This is a genomic window from Stenotrophomonas sp. YJH_SMC_33 (assembly GCF_059372295.1).
Genome location: NZ_JCAFVJ010000004.1, coordinates 303,579 through 321,797, shown reverse-complemented (window position 1 = coordinate 321,797; position 18,219 = coordinate 303,579). Strand labels below are relative to the sequence as shown.

The window sequence follows — 18,219 nt, the reverse complement described above, 5'->3', positions numbered from 1 at the left end:
CGACGATGGCACTGTTCGATTATCAGGCCGCCAACGCGCAGGGCCGCATCGAGAAAGGCCAGCTGGACGCCGACAGCCCGCGCGGTGCGCGTCAGCTGCTGCGCGGGCGTGGGCTGACGCCTGTGCAGGTCAGTGCGGCGCGCAGTGCCGGCAGTGGCTGGGGTGCTCGCCGGTTGTCAGCCAGTGAGCTGGCCTGGGCCACGCGCCAGCTGGCCAGCCTGCTGGCCGCCAGCCTGCCGTTGGAAGCTGCATTGAGTGCGGTGATCGAGCAGGCCGAGCGCCCGCACGTGGCGCAGGCGCTTACTGCCGTGCGTGCGGATGTACGTGCTGGCCAGCGCCTGACCGTGGCACTCGCCGCGCGGCCTCGCGATTTCCCGCCGATCTATCGGGCCCTGGTGGGGGCGGGTGAAGACTCCGGCGACCTGGCGCGAGTGATGGAGCGCCTGGCCGACTACATCGAAGAGCGCAACGCGCTGCAGGCCAAGGTGCTGACCGCCTTCATCTACCCGGCGGCGATCAGCCTGGTGTCGGTGGCGATCGTGATCTTCCTGCTCAGCTACGTGGTGCCGCAGGTGGTGACCGCGTTCGTGCAGGCGCGGCAGACGCTGCCGATGCTGACCCAGGTGATGCTGGCGGCCAGTGCTTTCGTGCGCAGTTGGGGCGTGTGGGCGGGGCTGGGCATCGCTGCGCTGGTGGTGGCATGGCGACTGGCGCTGCGCCGGCCCGAGCTGCGCCTGCGCTGGGACGCGATGCTGCTGCGGCTGCCGATGGTCGGGCGTTTCGTGCTGGGCGTGAACAGTGCGCGCTTCGCCTCGACACTGGCGATCCTGCTGGATGCCGGCGTGCCGCTGCTGCGCGCGTTGGAAGCTGCCCGGCAGACACTGGGCAATGCGTTGCTGGCGCGTTGTGCCGATGACGTGTCCGCGCGCGTACGCGAAGGCGCTGCGCTGGGTGCTGCGTTGAAGGTACAGAAGGTATATCCGCCGATCCTGGTGCATCTGGTGGCCAGTGGCGAGAAGACCGGTTCGCTGGCGCCGCTGCTGGATCGCGCCGCGCAGACCATCTCACGCGAGATCGAGCGTCGCGCGATGGCGCTGACCGCCCTGCTGGAACCGACCATGATCCTGGTGATGGGCGGCGTGGTGCTGACGATCGTGCTGGCGGTGCTGATGCCGATCATGGAAATGAACCAGCTGGTGCAGTGATGCGCAAAGCGCATCACAGGTAGAGTCGACTGTTAGTCGACTAGTGCGCAGCGCGCGTGCTTCGTACTGCTGCTGCGTGTGAAGAGCAGTCGACTAACAGTCGACTCTACCCAGTCGATTCGATCCAGCCGATCCCATCAAATCGATTCGATCCAGTCGATTCCATCGAATCGATCCCATCCAGTCGATCGGACGGCGTCGTTGGAATGTGGCATGGGCCGATTCTCCACACAATCCTCCACACCTTTTTTCGATCTTCCACAGGTTTCTTAAGCGGCCTGTCATCGGTGCGGACCAGCATGGACACGTCGCCGCAGAGTGGGCTGGGAGGCCCTCGGCGGCAGCAGGCGTGTAGTGACCGTTCCTCCCTTGGCGTTTCCCTTCGCAGTAAACCCTTCAGGAGAAGATCATGAACAAGTACAAGACCCTGGCCGCGCTGGTTGCTACCGCGCTGCTGGCCGCTGCTGGTGCCGCTTCGGCCCAGACCGCCGTCACCGGCGGCGGCGCTTCGCTGCCGGCCGACCTGTACAAGGGCCAAGCCGACAGCATCCTGCCGGCCAACTTCAGCTATGCCGTGACCGGTTCGGGCACCGGCAAGAAGGCCTTCCTGGAAAACAATTCGGCGCTGTTCTCCACCACCGGTACCGTGCACTTCGCCGGTAGCGATTCGGTGCTGAACAGCACCGAGCTGAGCACCTACAACAGCACCTACAACGTGTCCGGCGACGCCAACCGCTATGGTGCTCTGGTGCAGATCCCGTCGGTGGCCACCTCGGTCACCATTCCGTTCAACAAGGCTGGTTCGGCGGTTGACCTGTCGGTCACCCAGATCTGCGGCATTTTCTCCGGCAAGATCAACAACTGGAGCCAGCTGGCGGGCCTGGGCCGTACCGGCGCCATCCAGGTCGTCTACCGCGGCGAAAGCAGCGGCACCAGCGAACTGCTGACCCGCTTCCTGACCAGCGCCTGCCAGCCGGCTGACGTGTCGGGTACCAACCTGAAGCTGACCAACGGCGTGCCGGCATTCTCGGTGCAGTCGACCTTCGCCAACCTGTTCACCAGCGTGCCGTCGAACTTCATCGCTGCCCCGGCCACTGGTGGTACCGCGCTGTACAACGCCGTCTATGCCGTTGACGGCCGCGTCGGCTATGTCGGTCCGGACGTGATCCCGAGCCTGACCGATGCCACCAAGATCGCCAAGGTCAAGGGCTTCTCGCCGGATGAAGTGAGTGTGCAGGCCACGCTGGAAACCGCTGCGCCGCCGACCGGTGCCGCCGCCGAGAACCCGGCGAACTGGGTGCCGGTGTTCGGCAACCCGAACGCGGGCTATCCGATTGCCGGTTACACCAACTTCGTGTTCGGCCAGTGCTACAAAAATGGCACTGTGGGCGCCAACGTGCGTGCCTTCCTGGCACGTCACTACGGCAGTGTCGTCGATGGCAACGGCGTCGAGAAGGGGCCGAACGACGACGCGATCCGCGCGCACAAGTTCATTCCGCTGACCAAGACCTGGCGTGATGCGGTCCGCACCCGCTTTGCGACCGCCACCAACGCCGGTGCCGTGAATAACCCCAGCACCTGCTCGGGCATCGGCCGTCCGCTGTAACTGCGATTGCTTTGGTCGTTGCAGGAAACGCACAAGGGCGCCGGCAGTAATGCCGGCGCCTTCTGCGTATGTCCGCTGCATGACAGTGATGCGCCTGTCGCCTTCACGCCGTCGCCACCGTCTATGAGGTGCAGGGCGTGCCTGGCGCAGGCCCATCCGTACACACGCCGCGGCCGACGCGGCCCATCAGGTTGACGAGGTCCCCGATGTCGCACCCGCATTCGCCCACCGCCCGTTTCCCTGCTGCCCTGTGGCGCAGCCACCCGATGGCCTGGGCCGTCGCAGTGGCCCTGGGCAGCGTGGTGGCTCCGGCCACTCAGGCCCAACAGGCGTTCAGCCCCGGCTGGTTCGCCGAGCGCGGTGCGGCGCAGGGCGCGGCGGCACAGAGCGGGCGCATGCCCAATGGCGTGCCGATCCAGTTCCAGCTGCCCGCGCAGCAGCAGGATGCGGCACGGCAGAAGCTGCAGCAGTCGATCGACAACCTCGGCACGGCCGCGCAGGCCATCGCCCTGCAGCAGCGCCTGCAGGAGCAGGCACGGCAGGCGCGCCGCGAGGCGGGTTTCGTAGTGGCTGATGGCCTGGGCAAGGATGGCCTGAAGGTCGACGAGAATCCGCTGACCCGTGGCTGGATCAACGCCCGTGAGGCCATCCAGTCGCAGACCGCCGAGGGGCGGGTGCTGGTCAACATCGAGCAGACCGCCGACCAGGCGATCCTGAACTGGGAGACCTTCAACATTGGTGGCAACACCACGCTGAACTTCCTGCAGAACCCCGACTGGGCCGTGTTGAACCGGGTCAATGATCCCGCTGCAAGACCCAGCCAGATTCTCGGCCAGCTGAAGGCCGATGGCACGGTGTTCGTGGCCAACCGCAACGGTGTGGTATTCGGCAACAACAGCCAGGTCAATGTCCGCAATCTGGTCGCGGCGGCGGCGCGCATCAGCGATGCGCAGTTCCGCAAGCAGGGCCTGTACAGTGCCGACGCGAACACCTCGGCGCTGACCGACGCCGTGGGCAAGGTCATGGTCGAACGCGGTGCACGCATCACCACGCACGAACCGACCACGGCTACACGGGGCGGCGGTTATGTGCTGCTGGCTGGCCACAGCGTGGAAAACGCGGGCCAGATTGAAACCCGCAAGGGACAGGCCCAGCTGGCCGCCGGTGACAGTTTCGTGATCCGTCGCGGCGTGGGAACCGCCCAGAACACCGCGTCCACCACCCGCGGCAATGAGATTGCCCCGCGCTTCGTCGCTGACAGCACGGCGGGCAGTGTTCGCAACAGTGGTCTGATCCAGGCGCGCGAAGGCGATGTCACGCTGGCCGGCCGCACCGTCGAGCAGGCTGGAGTGGCCGTTGCTACTACCACGTTGAACCAGCGCGGTACGGTGCACCTGTTGAACTCGGCGTCCGATGCGGCCGGCAGCGTGACTCTGGCCGCCGGCTCGACCACGGCAGTACTGCTGGAGGACGATGGCAAGAGCACGGCGCTGGACAGCCAGCGCAACGCGCTCATCAAGGAATCGGCCGAGCAGGACAAGCTGCGTGGTTCCAGCAACAGTGGCACCTTCGATAATCTCTCGCGCCTGCAGGACCGCCGAGAGCAATCGCGCATCGAAGTCGTGTCCGGCGGCGATGTGAACTTCCAGGCCGGCTCGCTGGCAGTGGCCACCGGCGGCCAGGTGATCGCCGACGCCAGCCGGCGCAGCTATCTGGATGATGGCGCGCGCGTGGACGTCTCCGGTGCGGTGGGTGTGCAGGTGGCGATGGAAAGCAACAACGTCAAGGTTAAGGTGCAGGGCAACGAGCTGCGCGACTCGCCGGACAATCGTGACAGCGGCAAGCTGATCAGCAGCGAGGTGTGGATCGACCGCCGCCAGTTGACCGAAGTTGCCGCCGGTACCGGTGGCTATGAAGGCACGCGCTGGTATGCCGGCGGCGGCCTGCTGGAAGTGGGTGGCTATCTGGACAATCAGGGGCATTCGATCAGCGAATGGGCAGCGCAGGGCGGCACCGTCCAGTTGGCAGGCAAGGAAGTCGTCAGCCACGCCGGTTCGCACATCAATCTGGCTGGTGGCAGCCTGGATGTGCAGTCCGGCGTGGTGCAGCAGAGCTGGCTGCGGGGCCGCGATGGCCAGTTGTACCGTCTTGACGACGCGCCGGCGGAGATGCTGTACGACGGCCTGTACCAGGGCTATGAAGTGAAGCAGGAACGTTGGGGGGTGACCGAATCGTTCCGCAATCCGCTGGTTGCCCCGGGCCAGCGCTTCGACAATGGCTACACCGTGGGACGCGATGCTGGCCGCCTGTTGATCTCGGCGCCCACGGCCGTCCTGGAGGGCCAGGTGGATACGGTGGCCTTCCAGGGCGCACAGCAGAGGCGCCGGCCCGATCAGGGGCAGGAGGGCTATGCGCAGGCACAGACGGCGGTGGCCCGCAACGCCCAGCTGTGGCTCGGGCGTTTTGACAACAGCGGGCGCAGCGCGGTGTTCGACTCGAATGTCCGCATTGGAGCGCTCAAGGCCGATCCCCGGCCGTGGACGCTGCAGGCGCCGGTCGGGGAAGCACAGCGCAATACCGTGTGGTTGGACAGTGAGGTGCTGAGCGCCCAGCGATGGGGGCAGGTGGACCTCGCTTCGGCCGGCCGTATCGACCTCGATGGCACGCTCAGGTTGCAGGAGGGCGGCCGGCTTGGGCTCACCGCAAGCCGCGTCAGCTTCGGTGGAACGGTGCAGATTGCCGGCGGGCAGGTGGAAGCCGGAAATCTGCTTGCGGCGCTTGGCGGGCCCACGGCATTGCTGACGTCCGGACGTGGTGCGGTGGATGTCGCGGCCGGCGCGCGGATCGATCTTGGCGGTGGCTGGAGCAACGCGCTTGCAGCGCCGGAGGGCGGTCCCGCACAGGCGTGGATCGACGGCGGGCAGGTGCGCTTCAACAGCAGCCACGATATCGACGTGGGCCAGGCAGCAGCGATTCTGGTTGATGCCGGCGGTGCGATCGATGCCAACGGCAAGGGGCGCGTCGGCAAGGGCGGCAGCGTCAGTCTGCTCGCGGCCAGCACCGAGGTCGCCACCGACGGCAGCGGCCGGCTGGGCTTCGGCGAGGGCGCGCGCTTCAGCGCGCTCGGCAATGGCAGCGGCAACTTCATATTGGCAACCGGCGCTGCGGTGTCTATCGGCGTGCCTGGCACGGAAGCATCGGCAGCCTCGCTGCGATTGCAGGCAGCGCTGTTCAACAGCGGCTTCGCCGGCTATGACATCGCCGGTCACAACGGTTTGACGGTTGAAGAGGGCACCCCGCTGCAGGTGCAACGACCTGCGCTGCGCTTGGCCGACGGCGCAGCACAGGCTCTGGTCCGCGAGCAGGGCGTGCAGGCCTGGATGCCATCGTTGTACGAGGCCGATCCGAGCAGTGGTCGCGTGGCGCAGCGTGGCGGCGCGAGCCTGACACTGCGCGCGGGGCATCTGCTGTCCACGGCCGACCTGCGCGTTGGCAAGGGGGCCAGGATCGAGGTCGACCCGGGCCAGTCGATCGAACTGTCCAGCGCCGGCAACCTGAGCGTGGCCGGTCATCTGAGGGCAGCCGGCGGCCGCATCCGCCTGGATGAGGCGTTCGATCCATCCGGTGTACGTGGTGATGCACGCCGCGAGCGCCAGTGGACGATCGCCGATGGCGCGCTGCTGGACGTGAGTGGCGATACCGTTTCGCTGCGCGACGCGCGCGGGACGTTGCGCGGGCAGGTGCGCAAGGGCGGAACGATCGAGATCGGGGGCGCGCTGGACTGGGAAGACCAGGACAACGTACGCCACCTGCCACCCGATACCTTCGTGGTGGTGGAGCGTGGGGCGCGCCTGGATGCCTCCGGTGCGTCGGCGCTGCTCGATATCGATGGCAGCGGGCGCACCCGCGTGGACAGCGATGGCGGCAGCATCGTGCTGCGCAGCGGCAATTCCCTGTACCTGCAGGGTGAACTGAACGCAGCGGCCGGCGGCGACGGCGCGCGCGGCGGCACCCTGGGGGTTGCCTTCGGTGGTGGCACCTACGGCAGGACGGCAGACGGCAAGGACGTGCTGGCACCGCGGATGATCTCACTGACCCAGCACGCCGCGCAGACGGCGGACCTGCCTGCACGCCTTGAGTACGGCCATGCGGCACTGTCGGTGGAGCAGATCGAGGCCGGTGGTTTCGATCATCTGGCCCTGTTCGGTGACATCCGTGCGCAGGGGGATGTCAATCTGCGCATGGACCAGAGCCTGCGCATCCAGGGCTCGAACGAGCGTTACCTCGGCTTCGTCCCGGGTGGCAGCGAGGGCGGGCACCTGCAACTGGCCGCGCCGTATGTCCGCCTTGCGCAGGGCCGCTGGTGGCAACCGGCCGGCGAAGGCACGTTGCGCCCGCTGGAGGCGCCCCTCGACGCCGGCCGGCAGCATCGCCTGGAGGTGGGCGCCGATCTGATCGACCTGCGCGATGTGACCTGGCTGGCGGGCTTTGATCAGGTCGCGCTGCGCAGCCGCGGTGACATCCGCTTGCTGGCCCCGGTCGCCAGCAGTTCGCTGGTCTCCACGCTGGCAAGCCCGGGGTCTATCGACATCAGCGCCGCACGCCTGTACCCGGCAGCCCGGGCCAAGGGACGCATCGTGGCCGGCGTCCCCGACATCGGACCTTCAGGCGAGCCGTTCTGGCAGAACCCCGACGCCGTGCTGCGCATTCATGGCATTGCAGGCGGCGCGCAACCGGCACCGGATTCTGCGTTCGGAAGCCTGGAGCTGGTGGCGGCGACGGTGGTGCAGGGCGGCAATGTGCAGGTGCCGTGGGGCCATGTGCAGCTCGGCGGCCGGAAGTTCAACGCCGATGTCGCCGGCCGCGTCGACCTGCTTGCAGGCAGTGTGACGTCGGTGAGCGGAGCGGGCCTGCAGCTGCCGTTTGGCGGCACCGTGGATGGTGTTGGCTGGCGCCGCAACGGTGCCGACTTCGATGTGCTGGGCCCCGGCTCGAACAACATCCCGATCGGTATCGACATCGTGGCCAACGCCTTCAATGGCGTGGCGGGCAGCGTGCTGGACATGTCCGGCGGCGGCGAGCTGTCCGGCGCTGCATTCGTGGCCGGACGGGGTGGCTCGGTGGACGTCCTGCGGCATGCGCTGGCGGATGCGAACCCGCGCTACCGCTTCAGCGGCAGTGACAATGCGGTCTACGCGATCATGCCGGGACGCTCGGGCACGCAGGCGCCGCAGGCGCTCGCTGACGGCAGCGCCGATCCGCGCGTTGGCCAGCAGATTGTCATCCCTGCCGGGGTTCCAGGCCTACCGGCGGGAACCTACACGCTGCTGCCGGCCAGCTACGCACTGCAGAAGGGCGCATTCCGCGTCGAAGTCGGGGCTGAAAGCGCCGTCGGCAGCCGACAGCCAGTGGCGACCGGCACCGGTTCCTGGCGCGTCAGTGGACACCAGGCGCAGAGCCTGGGGGGTGGAGTCTCATCGCTGCTCACTGATCTGGTGCTGACGCCGGCGGATGTGGTGCGCCGCCATGCCAGCTACAACGAGACCTCCTACAGCGCGTTCGTACAGGGCGTGGCCGAGCGGCGTGGTGAAGCGCTGCGCTGGCGGCCAACGGATGCCGGCAAACTCAACCTGGTGCTGGGTGATGGCGCCGGACGTTCGAGCGTGCCAGCCGCGATCTTCCAGGGCGTGTCACGCTTCAACGCCGGCAGCAATGACGGACGGGCCGGCACGCTTTCGGTCAATCTGCTCGCTTCCAATGAGGCGATGCTGGAGATTGCCACCCAGGGCGTTAGTGCCGGCAGTGGAAGCGGTGCCACCCTCTTCGATTCGGCGCTCAATGCGTTCCGCCCGGAAACGATGCTGATCGGCGGCGTGCTGCGACGTGACGCGACGACGTATTCGCTGGAGGGCAGCGCGCAGCACATCGTGGTGCGCAACGGCGTCACCCTGACGGCGCAGGAAGTGCTGCTGTCGGCTGCGTTCGGGGGCAAGGGGATCCTGGTCGAGCAGGGCGCTTCGATCGATACCTCGGCCGCAGCCGATCCCTCGCGCGTGGCGCAGCCCACGGCGCCCTATCTGGTGTCGGGCGGCCTGCTTGCCGTGTCCAACCAGCGCTTGACGGCGCTCAGTGCGCAGGGCGGCAGTGCCGCCGGTCCGGTGGCGATCGACATCGGCGGATGCGAGGTGGACTGCAGTGGCCAGACCCGGTTGCTGTCGGCAGGCAGCATCAATGTGGCCACCGACGGCGCCTTGAACATTGGCGACGCAGTGAGCTATGGCACGCGCCAGCTCGGCCTGGGCATGTCGGCCCTCAACCTCGGTAGTGCCGAAGCCATTGCGACGGCAGCGGCAGCTGGTGGCCTGCCGGCCGGCATGACCATGAACCAGGAGGTACTGCAGCGATTACTGCGCGGAAACACCGCCACCGGCGCGCCGGCGCTGGAGGCGCTCAGCCTGACCGCGCGCGATGCCATCAATGTGTTCGGCAGCGTGGACCTGGATACGCGTGACAGTGCGACCGGCCGCAGCAGTCTACGCAGTCTGGTGCTGGGTGCCCCTGCCATTCACGGCTACGGCAGCGCTACCGACCGCGCGCGCATCTTCGCCGATACGCTGGTCTGGGACGGTACGCTGGCCGGCACCGCATTGGCCGGCGGTGAGCAGACCCAACCAGCCGGCGAGGCGATGGTGGGCCGGCTCGGCCAAGGGCAGCTGGAGATCAATACGCGGGTGCTGGAGCTGGGGCGTGCGCCCTTCACCCGGTCCAGCTCGACGGTGGCCGCAGATCGCCAGGTGCTCGGCTTCGCCGGCGTAACGCTGGCGGCGTCGGATCGCATGCTGTTCTCCGGCAAGGGCAGCCTGGACGTCTTCCAGCGCCAGGGCGACTACGTGGCAGGCAGCGGCTGGCAGTTGAATGGCGGCGCGCTGGATATCGTCACCCCGCTGCTGACCGGCAACGCGGGTGCGCAGCTGGCCATCCGCAATGGAGGAACGGTGCAGCTGCGCGGTGCTGCGGCGACCACGGGCAGCGATGCGTTGGGTGCAGAGTTGTCGATCACGGCCGAACGGATCGGCATCGACAGCCGCGTGGCGCTGGCGTCCGGCCGGTTCGAAGCCAATGCCCGCCAGGGCATGACGCTTGGCAGCAACGCGGTGCTTGACATGGCCGGCCGCAAGGTCAGCCTGTTCGACGTGGACAAGTACAGCTGGGGCGGCGACGTGGCGCTGACGAGCCGCGAAGGTGACATCGTTGCCGACACCGGGTCGCGTATCGATCTTTCCGCCCGCAACAACCGCGGCGGCCGCCTGACCGTTGCTGCACTGGGCCCGCAGGGCGGCCGTATCGATCTGGCCGGGACCCTGCTGGGCGGCGCCAGCGGTCGCTACGATGCCGGTGGGACCGAAGTGCCCTATGACGGTGGCGAGCTGGTGGTGCGTGCACGCCGGTTGCAGGACTTCTCCGGCCTGAACGCTCGGCTTACCGCCGGTGGCATCACCGGTGGCCGGACCTTCCAGGTGAGTGAAGGCGACCTGGTGATCGGCGATGAGGTGAAGGCCCGAAACGTTGATATCAGCGTCGATGGCGGCAGCCTGCAGGTCAATGGCCGCGTTGATGCCAGTGGCGAACAGGTCGGCAGCATCCGCCTGTCCGCCCGCGACGTGCTGCGTATCGATGGCACATTGGACGCGCATGGCAGCGGCCTGCGCGTGGACAGCTACGGCAAGATCATCGACAGCCCGAACCGGGCCATGATTGAACTGACCTCGGCCAACGGCAGCCTGCAGCTGGGTGCGGCTTCCTCGATGGACCTGCGCGCCGGTACGTCGGTGGCGACCGGTAGCGGCCCGGGCCAGAACGACGGCCGCCCACGCGGCAGCGTCAAGCTCAACGTGCCCCGCGTGGGCAGCAACGATGCAGCAATCGAAGTGGCCAGCGGCATCCGTATTGCCGGCGCCGGCGACCTCCAGGTCAACGCCTTCCGCAGCTACGATTCGGCGCCGCTGGCCAGCGCTCCAGACGTGCACGGCCATCGTCCGCAGGTGATCAACCAGCAATGGCTGGATACGGTGGTGGACCCGGACAACAGCCTGTGGATGAACGCCGCGCTGGCCAATACGGGATTGCAGCAGCGCACCGCCGCCCTGGGCAGCTACCGCCTGCGTCCCGGCGTGCAGCTGGTGGCGCGGAGCAGCAGTGACAATCCGCGTGGCGACCTGGTGGTGGCCGGTGATATCGATCTGTCCGGTTACCGCTACGGACCGCAGTCGAACCGGACTGATCCAGCGCGCCGTGGCTTCGGTGAATCGGCCGCGCTCGTGCTGCGCGCCGAGGGCGATATCAACGTCTACGGCAGCATCAACGACGGTTTCGCACCGCCGCCTGCCAACCCGGATGAGGACGGCTGGGTGCTGCTGGAAGGGCGGAGCGCGGGCTCGCCGAACACCGCATTTGGTGGCGATCTGATCGTGCCCGGCGAGGGCGTCAAGCTCCAGATCGGCACTGAGTTCCGCGCCGGTGCGACACTGAATTACGACCTGCCGTTCCAGGCGCTGACCTTGCCGTCGGGTACGGTGCTGCCGGTGGCCATGACACTTTCCGCAGAGCTCACGCTGCCCGCCGGCAGTGTGCTGGGGGCGGCGGTGACCACCGATGGCGGCCAGGTGCTGGCAGCAGGCACCGTGCTGGCCCAGGCGCTCACCCTTCAGGCAGGCGCACGGCTGGGCGCCGGCTTCCGCCTGCGCAGTCCGGCACCGGTGGCGGCCCAGGTCTGGCCTGCCGGAGTGGCGTTGCCGATGGTGATGCGGCTCTCCGGCGCGCTGGATCTGCACGCCGGTGCCATCATCCCCTCGATGACCAAGGTGGAACTGGCCGGCGACGCTCCGGTGAAGCTGCGGGTGGCCGACGCCAGCGGCCGACAGGGGCGCAATTGGGCGTTGGCCTCGATGTTGCCCGAGGGGACCACGTCATGGGACCTGACTGCGGTGGCTGGTGCAGATACAGCGTCTGCCGATCCGCGCACGCGTCGCTGGGGCAGTGACGGCAGCATCGTGCTCGCCGACAGCCACTACAGCACCATCGGTACAGTGACCACCACGACGGAATGGAAAGGCGATCGTGTCGTCAACCTGGAAGGTTCGCTGTTCTGGTGGGGGGACGACAGTCTGGTCGGCAAGTCGCCCCGGGAGGCGGCTGAAATGCTGGGTGTCGCCGAAGGTGACATCTGTGAACTGGGACCGTTCTGCGGCGCGGCGCCGCGCCTGGTGGACAAGGAGGGTTCGCTGATGTGGTGGGGGGACGAGTCCTGGGTCGGCAGGCCTGCGTCGGAACTTGGCGCCGAGATGGGCATGTCCGAGGAAGATATCTGTGCAGTCACCGGTTACTGCTACGGCGGCGGCACGCTTACCGAAGTCACTACCTACGGCAAGCGCCTGGGCTCGCCGGCCTGGAGCGTGTTGCGTACCGGCAAGGGAGACCTGGCGCTGCTGGCGGCGCAGGACGTGCGCATGAAATCCGGCTTCGGTGTCTACACCGCAGGTACGCCCACCCATCTGGGTGATGGCAGCGATCCGCGCTTCAACGCGGCGCGTGCGCCGAAGCCGGAGAACACCTTGCTGCTTGGTTCGACCCAGGCCTCCGGGGCCTACGACGCGGCCCTCGCCAGCTATCAGGCGTGGTATCCGGACCAGGGCGGCAATCTGCGCATCGAGGCGGGGCGCGACATCATCGGCGATACATGGAGCTTCCGCGCGGAATCGGGCACGGTCCAGCGCGACCAGGCTGGCCACTCAAGCGCAGCGGTGGGCAACTGGTTGTGGCGGCAGGGAACGGGCACCACCGGCGGTGTCGTGCAGACGCCGACCAGTTGGTGGATCAATTTCGGAACCTACAGCACGGTGAGGCCCGAACTGGATGCAACCCCCCGCCTGGTGGGCTTTACCGGGTTCGGGACGTTGGGGGGCGGCAATCTGAGCCTGGACGCAGGCCGCCATATGGGCATGCTGGACAGCATGGGCAACGCGCTGGGATACGAGATCTCGCCGCATTCGAGTGCGCTTTCGGTCGCGGTCGGATCAACCGGGCGCGTGGTCGATGGCCAGTTGCATGTCACCGGCGGTGGTGACATGGCCCTGCGCAGCGGGGGTGCACTGAATCCGGGCCTGCGTGCCAGCAGTCGTGGCAGCACATCGGATCAGCAGGACCTGGACGTCAATGGCGTGGTGACCAATGTTCGTGGCAATACCCGCATCGACGCTGCGCGCATTGGTGGCCTCAGTACAGTCCAGGCCAGCTATGGGCAACTGGGCCTGAAGGATCCGCTGGTGGCCGACAGCCCGGTTGCGATGGCCGGACCGGTGCTGGTGCTGGGCGACTCAACCGCGCAGTTGCAGGCGCGCGGCGACGTGGTGCTGGGTAGTGCCGCCGATCCAGGCCGGGTTCCCGTGGCCAATTTCAACACGATCGTGCTGGATGATGGCAGCCGCGCGTCTGGCACGAGCTGGTTCTCGCTATGGACGCCGCGCACCGCGCTGGACCTGTTCTCCGCCGGCGGGAATCTGTCGCCGGGCCTGGTGGGCACGCAGCATGCGAGCGGCAGCAATCAGGCCAGGGAGGTGGTCGAAATCAACGCCAGCAATGGCGACATCTATCTCAACTACTGGTTGTATCCCTCCCGGTTCACCGCCATTGCAGCCTCGGGCAACATCAATCTCGCCAATCTGCGCAGCGGCAGTGTGCCTGATGCCCAGGACGTCATCCTGCTGGCGCCCTCGGCGTCGGGACGGCTGGAGGTGCTGGCGGGAGGATCGATCCTGGCCGCCAACCGAGCGACACAGATCGCGCGCTCCAGCAGTGATGCCCGCATCCCTGGTCCGTTCGATCCCGGCTTCATCGCGCAGGGGCCCGGAAACGCGGGAACGGTGCGCAGCAATGTATCCGTCGATGGGAACGCCGCCAGCCCTGACACCGTGCTGCCGTATTTCGCGTTCGGTCCCAATACCGCGCTTGGTGCGTCGTTGCCGGCTACGCCGACGGCGGTCAGCCGGTTCTATGCCGTGGCCGGCGATATCATCGGGCTGGGCAGCGGCAGCAGGCGGCAGCTCTCGCGCAATGGCCAGAATGGCGGACGTACCGTATTTGACTGGTTTGAGGCGGGCTCGGCGGTACGGCTGCGCGCCGGCCGCGATGTCATCAGCGCCGATGTCACCGCGCTCAACACCCGCGGAACCGATATCAGCGGGATCGAGGCGGGCCGGGACATCATCCGCAGCAATCTGACGGTGGCCGGCCCGGGCAATGTCGAGGTCAGCGCCGGTCGCCAGCTGCGCCAGGAAGAGGCAGGAAGCATCGTCAGCCTGGGCGGCATCGTGCAGGGCGATACGCGCCCGGGCGCAAGCATTGCCTTGACGGCGGGCAATCAGGCCATTGATTTCGATGCACTGCGCACGCGCTACCTGGATCCGGCCAACCTCGCCGATCCCTCGCAGTCGTTGGCTGCGCAACCGGGCAAGGCGGTGAAGATCTACGACAAGGAGTTGAGGGAGTGGCTGCAGCAGCGCTTCGGTCTGGCGGTTGGTGGCGCCGAGGCCCTGGCGGCATTCGACCGGCTGCCGAAGGAACAGCAGCGCATCTTCCTGCGCCAGGTCTACTACGCCGAACTGCGTGAAGGTGGGCGCGAGTACAATGATCGGAATGGGCCACGCGTTGGTTCTTACCTGCGCGGCCGCGAGGCCATCGCCACGCTGATGCCGGACAAGGACGCTGCCGGAACGGCCATCGACCGTACCGGCGATATCCTGTTGTACGGAAGCTCCGGCGTGCGTACCGAAGCCGGCGGCAACATCGAGCTGATGGCGCCGGGCGGACAGATCGTGGTGGGTGTGCAGGGCGTGGTGCCGCCGGCCAGTGCCGGGCTGGTGACCCAGGGGCAGGGTGACATCCGGCTGTTCAGCCAGGACAGCGTGCTGCTGGGCCTGTCGCGGGTGATGACAACGTTCGGCGGTGACATCCTGGCCTGGTCGGAGCAGGGTGACATCAATGCCGGCCGTGGTTCGCAGACCACCTTGTTGTACACGCCACCGCGCCGCGTCTATGACGGCTGGGGCAATGTGCTCCTGTCGCCGCAGGCCCCGGCCAGTGGTGCAGGCATCGCAACGTTGAACCCCATTGCCGAAGTGCGGCCGGGCGATGTCGACCTGATCGCGCCGCTGGGCACCATCGATGCGGGCGAAGCTGGCATCCGCGTCTCGGGCAACATCAACCTGGCCGCGCTGCAGGTGCTCAACGCCGCCAACATCCAGGTACAGGGTGAAAGCAAGGGCCTGCCCGTGCTGGCCACGGTGAACGTCAACGCGCTGGCCTCGGCCAGTGCAGCAGCCAACAGCGCCAGCCAGGCGGCACAGGATGTGATGCGCAAGAGCCAGGATGATGCGCGGCGCAACCAGCCATCGGTGATCAGCGTGCAGATCCTCGGTTTCGGCAGCGGCACCAGCAGCATCAACCCGCCGGCGCGTGGCAATACTGCCAACGCTGGCTATGACGCCAACAGTGCCTTCCAGTTCCCGCAGGCAAGTCGCGACGAGGGCACGCAGCGCCGGTAGGCCTCTTGCAACGGTGCCGATCAACAGTCGGCACCAAGGTAGATCCATGCCATGCGTGGATGCGATCGGGCCGGAAGAACGGACAGCATCGGGCCAGCCGCCAAGGAGCGGTGGCGGCCCCAGCCAGGACGGCACGGAGGGCAGGGAACGGCCATCAGCGGTGAGGACCACCGACACAACGCCGCCGGGTGCAGGAGAGTGCCCGGCGGCAGGCGGGGGGATCCATGCAATGCGCGGATTCCGGAGCCAACAACAATGCCGACCAACGGTCGGCACCCACCAAGGCACGGTCGGCACCCACCGTAGATCCACGCCGTGCGTGGATGCTTTGCCTGGGAAGAATCCTACAGCTCCAGCACGCGCCGGTAACTCAACGGCCCACGCCCATCACGCAGGCCCAGCCGCAGTTCCAGCCCGGTGGCCGGCAGCACTTCGCCTTCGCTCGGCAACGGCGCCCAGCCGGCACCGGGCTGCCATGCCCACACCTCGAACCGCTGTACCTCGCGCGCCACGGCAATGCCCTTCGACAGATCCGGCGCCGGCAGGGGATACCGATCCGTCGCTGCGCCGCTGGCCCGCCAAAGCGTACTTCCCTGCCGCCACCAGCGTACCCGTTGCCAGTGCAGCCCATCGCTGCCGACACTGCGGGTGATCTCCAGCGCGAAGCTCCCATCCGGGTGCCGCTCGCTCACCAGCGACGGCGGTAGCAACCGCTGCGGTTGATCGGCCGGCCGCACTGCGCCATTCATCAACGCATCGTCTGCGCGCATTTCGATATCACGCTGGAACTGCTGCAGCACGCGCAGCGCCGTCGTGGTCTCGGCATCGGCCTGGCGCAGGCGCTGATTGCTGTTGGCCACGCTGTCGAGCGCCCGCCAGCAGATCAGCGCCAGTACGCCCATGATGGTGATCGCAATCATCACCTCGATCAGGGTGAAACCGCGCACGGCGCGCGTCATTGCGCCGCCGTCCATGGCAACTGCATCCGCGCCAGCGACTGCCGGGGTGCATCTTCGGCAACCACACTCAGCTCCAGCTGCGGCTGGCCGTCGCTGCCCGTGCCCAGATGCTGAAGCACCAGGAAGCTGCTGCGCCCCTGCACGCAGCGCTGCCGGTCATCCTGCGGTGCCTGTCCGCTCAGGCGCAGTTCCTGCCAGCGATCCTGCGCACACAACAGTGCCAGGCGACGGTCACGCAGCCGTGACTGATCGTCGGTCGCCACTGCCACCGAGCGCATCACCGCCGCCAGTGCAATCGATACGATCGCCAATGCGATCAGCACTTCGATCAGGGTGAATCCGCGTGCCGCCTGCTTCATTGCACGACCTGCAACTGTCCGCTGCCATCATCACGAAGACGCAGTTTGCGACCATCCAGCGACAAGCCAAGCTCCCAGGCGATACCGATCCACTCCGGGCTCAGCTCAATGGGGTTGGCGGGCTGCACCGCAATGCCGGTTGCCTGCCACTTCTGCGGACGCAGCAGATCATCGTGTTCAACGGTCACCCAACCGCTGCCTTCGCGGCGGCTGAAACGATAGCCGTTGGCGTCGGCCTGCCAACGCAGGGGGCGGCCATCGATGCGCGCCTCATCGCGCGCCACCTGCAGGCGCTGCGCCAACCGCTCGGCTTCCTGTCGCAGCTGCCGGCCCGGGTCGAGCAGGCTGCCCAGGCCCAGCCCGATTCCGGCCGTGCAGATGCCGATGATCACCAGCACCACCATCAGTTCCAGCAGGGTGAAACCACGCTGCACGCGCTGCATCGACGTTGCCTCCTGTCCGTGTCGACACCTGCCAGCGTAGGCCGGCATGATGAAACAAAAGCGTCAGCCACAGCTGCTAGCGTAGGCGGACACGAACGTGGCGGTGGTGCGGAACATGGATGGCAGGCGCTGGGATCGCAATCGCATACTGACGCTGCTGGCGGCAACCCTGCTGCTGGCCGTGGTGGCCTATTGGAGTGTCACCCTGTCTGCCGTGGCGCCAGCGGCCGCGGCCAGCGAGGCGAAGGCCGTGGCGCCGGTACGACCGATGTTCGATGCAGTGGCGAGCCTGCCGCTGGTACGGCTGCTGTCCCCCGGTGCAGTGCAGACCGAGGTGGTGGTGCTGGGCGTGATGGCCGGTGACCATGCGCCATTGGCCCTGCTCTCGGTGGATGGACGCCCGGCGGAAGCGTATGCGCCCGGCCAACGGCTCGGACCCTGCACGGTGCTGGCCAGCATCAGTGCCAGCGCGGTGGAACTGAACCAGGCCGGGCAATCGCGTAGCCTCCCGGTGCCCGAGCTGCCGCCGGTGCCGAGCGATGGCATCGTGCCCGCGGTACCGTAGAGCCGAGCCTACGCTCGGCTGCGCCTGCGCAGCATCGCCGATGAACGCAAAGACAGCCGAGCATGGGCTCGGCTTTACAAAGGCGCTGGCTCAGCGCGCAGGTCGCTGCGGCACCACCGAGCGCCCGAACGCATCGCCCATGCGCTGTCGTGTGCCTTCCAGGTTGTACTGCATCAGTTGGTTGCCCGGCTGCCGCATCAGGCGTTCGGCCTCCGGTAGCGCCGGTGATTTCGCCGTTTTCGATGCCGGCGCAAGTTTGCGCTGCAGGCAGTCCCAGGCCGGAATGCGCTCGCCATTGACCTGTACTTCGATGCAGGGCGCGGCGTCTTCCTGCTTCTTCGCCTCGTCGGCGCGCACCGGGGCCAACGCCAGCAGCAACGCAAGGGTGAGGGCAGCGCGCAGTTCCGCCATCAATGATTCACGCATCTCGAATCTCCCGCGGCAATCGACGTTCTGCAATGAAGACGTGTGGAGAAGGCAGGG

At 67.4% G+C, this 18,219-nt stretch carries 8 protein-coding genes; 4 read left to right on the top strand and 4 right to left on the bottom strand.

Going from position 1 to position 18,219, the window contains the following annotated elements; translation table 11 throughout:
- The first annotated feature begins 5 nt into the window (after positions 1-5).
- The 3 genes from gspF (at position 6) to AC5P9W_RS09755 (ending at position 15,410) form a co-directional block, all read left to right on the top strand.
- Positions 6-1,205, top strand: coding sequence for a type II secretion system inner membrane protein GspF (gene gspF / locus AC5P9W_RS09765; RefSeq protein WP_134735426.1), 1,200 nt, complete (start codon positions 6-8; stop codon positions 1,203-1,205).
- Between the two features lie 409 nt (positions 1,206-1,614).
- Positions 1,615-2,811, top strand: a complete 1,197-nt coding sequence (locus AC5P9W_RS09760; RefSeq protein ID WP_197575915.1) for a substrate-binding domain-containing protein — start codon at positions 1,615-1,617, stop codon at positions 2,809-2,811.
- A 206-nt stretch (positions 2,812-3,017) separates the two neighbouring features.
- On the top strand, positions 3,018-15,410 hold the full coding sequence (locus AC5P9W_RS09755; protein WP_495219133.1) for a filamentous hemagglutinin family protein: 12,393 nt from the start codon (positions 3,018-3,020) through the stop codon (positions 15,408-15,410).
- 344 nt (positions 15,411-15,754) lie between these two features.
- Here AC5P9W_RS09755 and AC5P9W_RS09750 read toward each other — a convergent pair whose 3' ends face one another.
- The 3 genes from AC5P9W_RS09750 to gspH are packed head-to-tail and all read right to left on the bottom strand — an operon-like array spanning position 15,755 to position 17,171.
- A complete protein-coding gene (locus AC5P9W_RS09750) occupies positions 15,755-16,369 on the bottom strand; it encodes a prepilin-type N-terminal cleavage/methylation domain-containing protein (RefSeq protein ID WP_197575917.1) in 615 nt (204 codons plus the stop codon).
- On the bottom strand, positions 16,366-16,728 hold the full coding sequence (gene gspI, locus AC5P9W_RS09745; protein WP_111098538.1) for a type II secretion system minor pseudopilin GspI: 363 nt from the start codon (positions 16,726-16,728) through the stop codon (positions 16,366-16,368). The genes AC5P9W_RS09750 and gspI overlap by 4 nt, the downstream gene beginning before the upstream one ends.
- Positions 16,725-17,171, bottom strand: a complete 447-nt coding sequence (gene gspH, locus AC5P9W_RS09740) for a type II secretion system minor pseudopilin GspH (protein WP_021202279.1) — start codon at positions 17,169-17,171, stop codon at positions 16,725-16,727. Before gspH ends, gspI begins: the two co-directional genes overlap by 4 nt.
- Positions 17,172-17,286: 115 nt before the next feature.
- Between gspH and AC5P9W_RS09735 the strand changes: the two genes are divergently transcribed.
- Positions 17,287-17,736, top strand: a complete 450-nt coding sequence (locus tag AC5P9W_RS09735) for a general secretion pathway protein (RefSeq protein ID WP_134735430.1) — start codon at positions 17,287-17,289, stop codon at positions 17,734-17,736.
- A gap of 90 nt (positions 17,737-17,826) precedes the next feature.
- Here AC5P9W_RS09735 and AC5P9W_RS09730 read toward each other — a convergent pair whose 3' ends face one another.
- Positions 17,827-18,162 (bottom strand): hypothetical protein, encoded by a 336-nt coding sequence (locus AC5P9W_RS09730; RefSeq protein WP_134735471.1) that lies wholly within the window; start codon positions 18,160-18,162, stop codon positions 17,827-17,829.
- Positions 18,163-18,219: the final 57 nt, after the last annotated feature.

Bases quoted from the DNA above. Each gene is read 5' to 3' on its own strand.
- AC5P9W_RS09735 (WP_134735430.1), top strand. From the start codon at position 17,287: ATGGATGGCAGGCGCTGGGATCGCAATCGCATACTGACGCTGCTGGCG.
- AC5P9W_RS09730 (WP_134735471.1), bottom strand. From the start codon at position 18,162: ATGCGTGAATCATTGATGGCGGAACTGCGCGCTGCCCTCACCCTTGCG.
- AC5P9W_RS09760 (WP_197575915.1), top strand. From the start codon at position 1,615: ATGAACAAGTACAAGACCCTGGCCGCGCTGGTTGCTACCGCGCTGCTG.
- AC5P9W_RS09755 (WP_495219133.1), top strand. From the start codon at position 3,018: ATGTCGCACCCGCATTCGCCCACCGCCCGTTTCCCTGCTGCCCTGTGG.
- gspI (WP_111098538.1), bottom strand. From the start codon at position 16,728: ATGAAGCAGGCGGCACGCGGATTCACCCTGATCGAAGTGCTGATCGCA.
- AC5P9W_RS09750 (WP_197575917.1), bottom strand. From the start codon at position 16,369: ATGACGCGCGCCGTGCGCGGTTTCACCCTGATCGAGGTGATGATTGCG.
- gspF (WP_134735426.1), top strand. From the start codon at position 6: ATGGCACTGTTCGATTATCAGGCCGCCAACGCGCAGGGCCGCATCGAG.
- gspH (WP_021202279.1), bottom strand. From the start codon at position 17,171: ATGCAGCGCGTGCAGCGTGGTTTCACCCTGCTGGAACTGATGGTGGTG.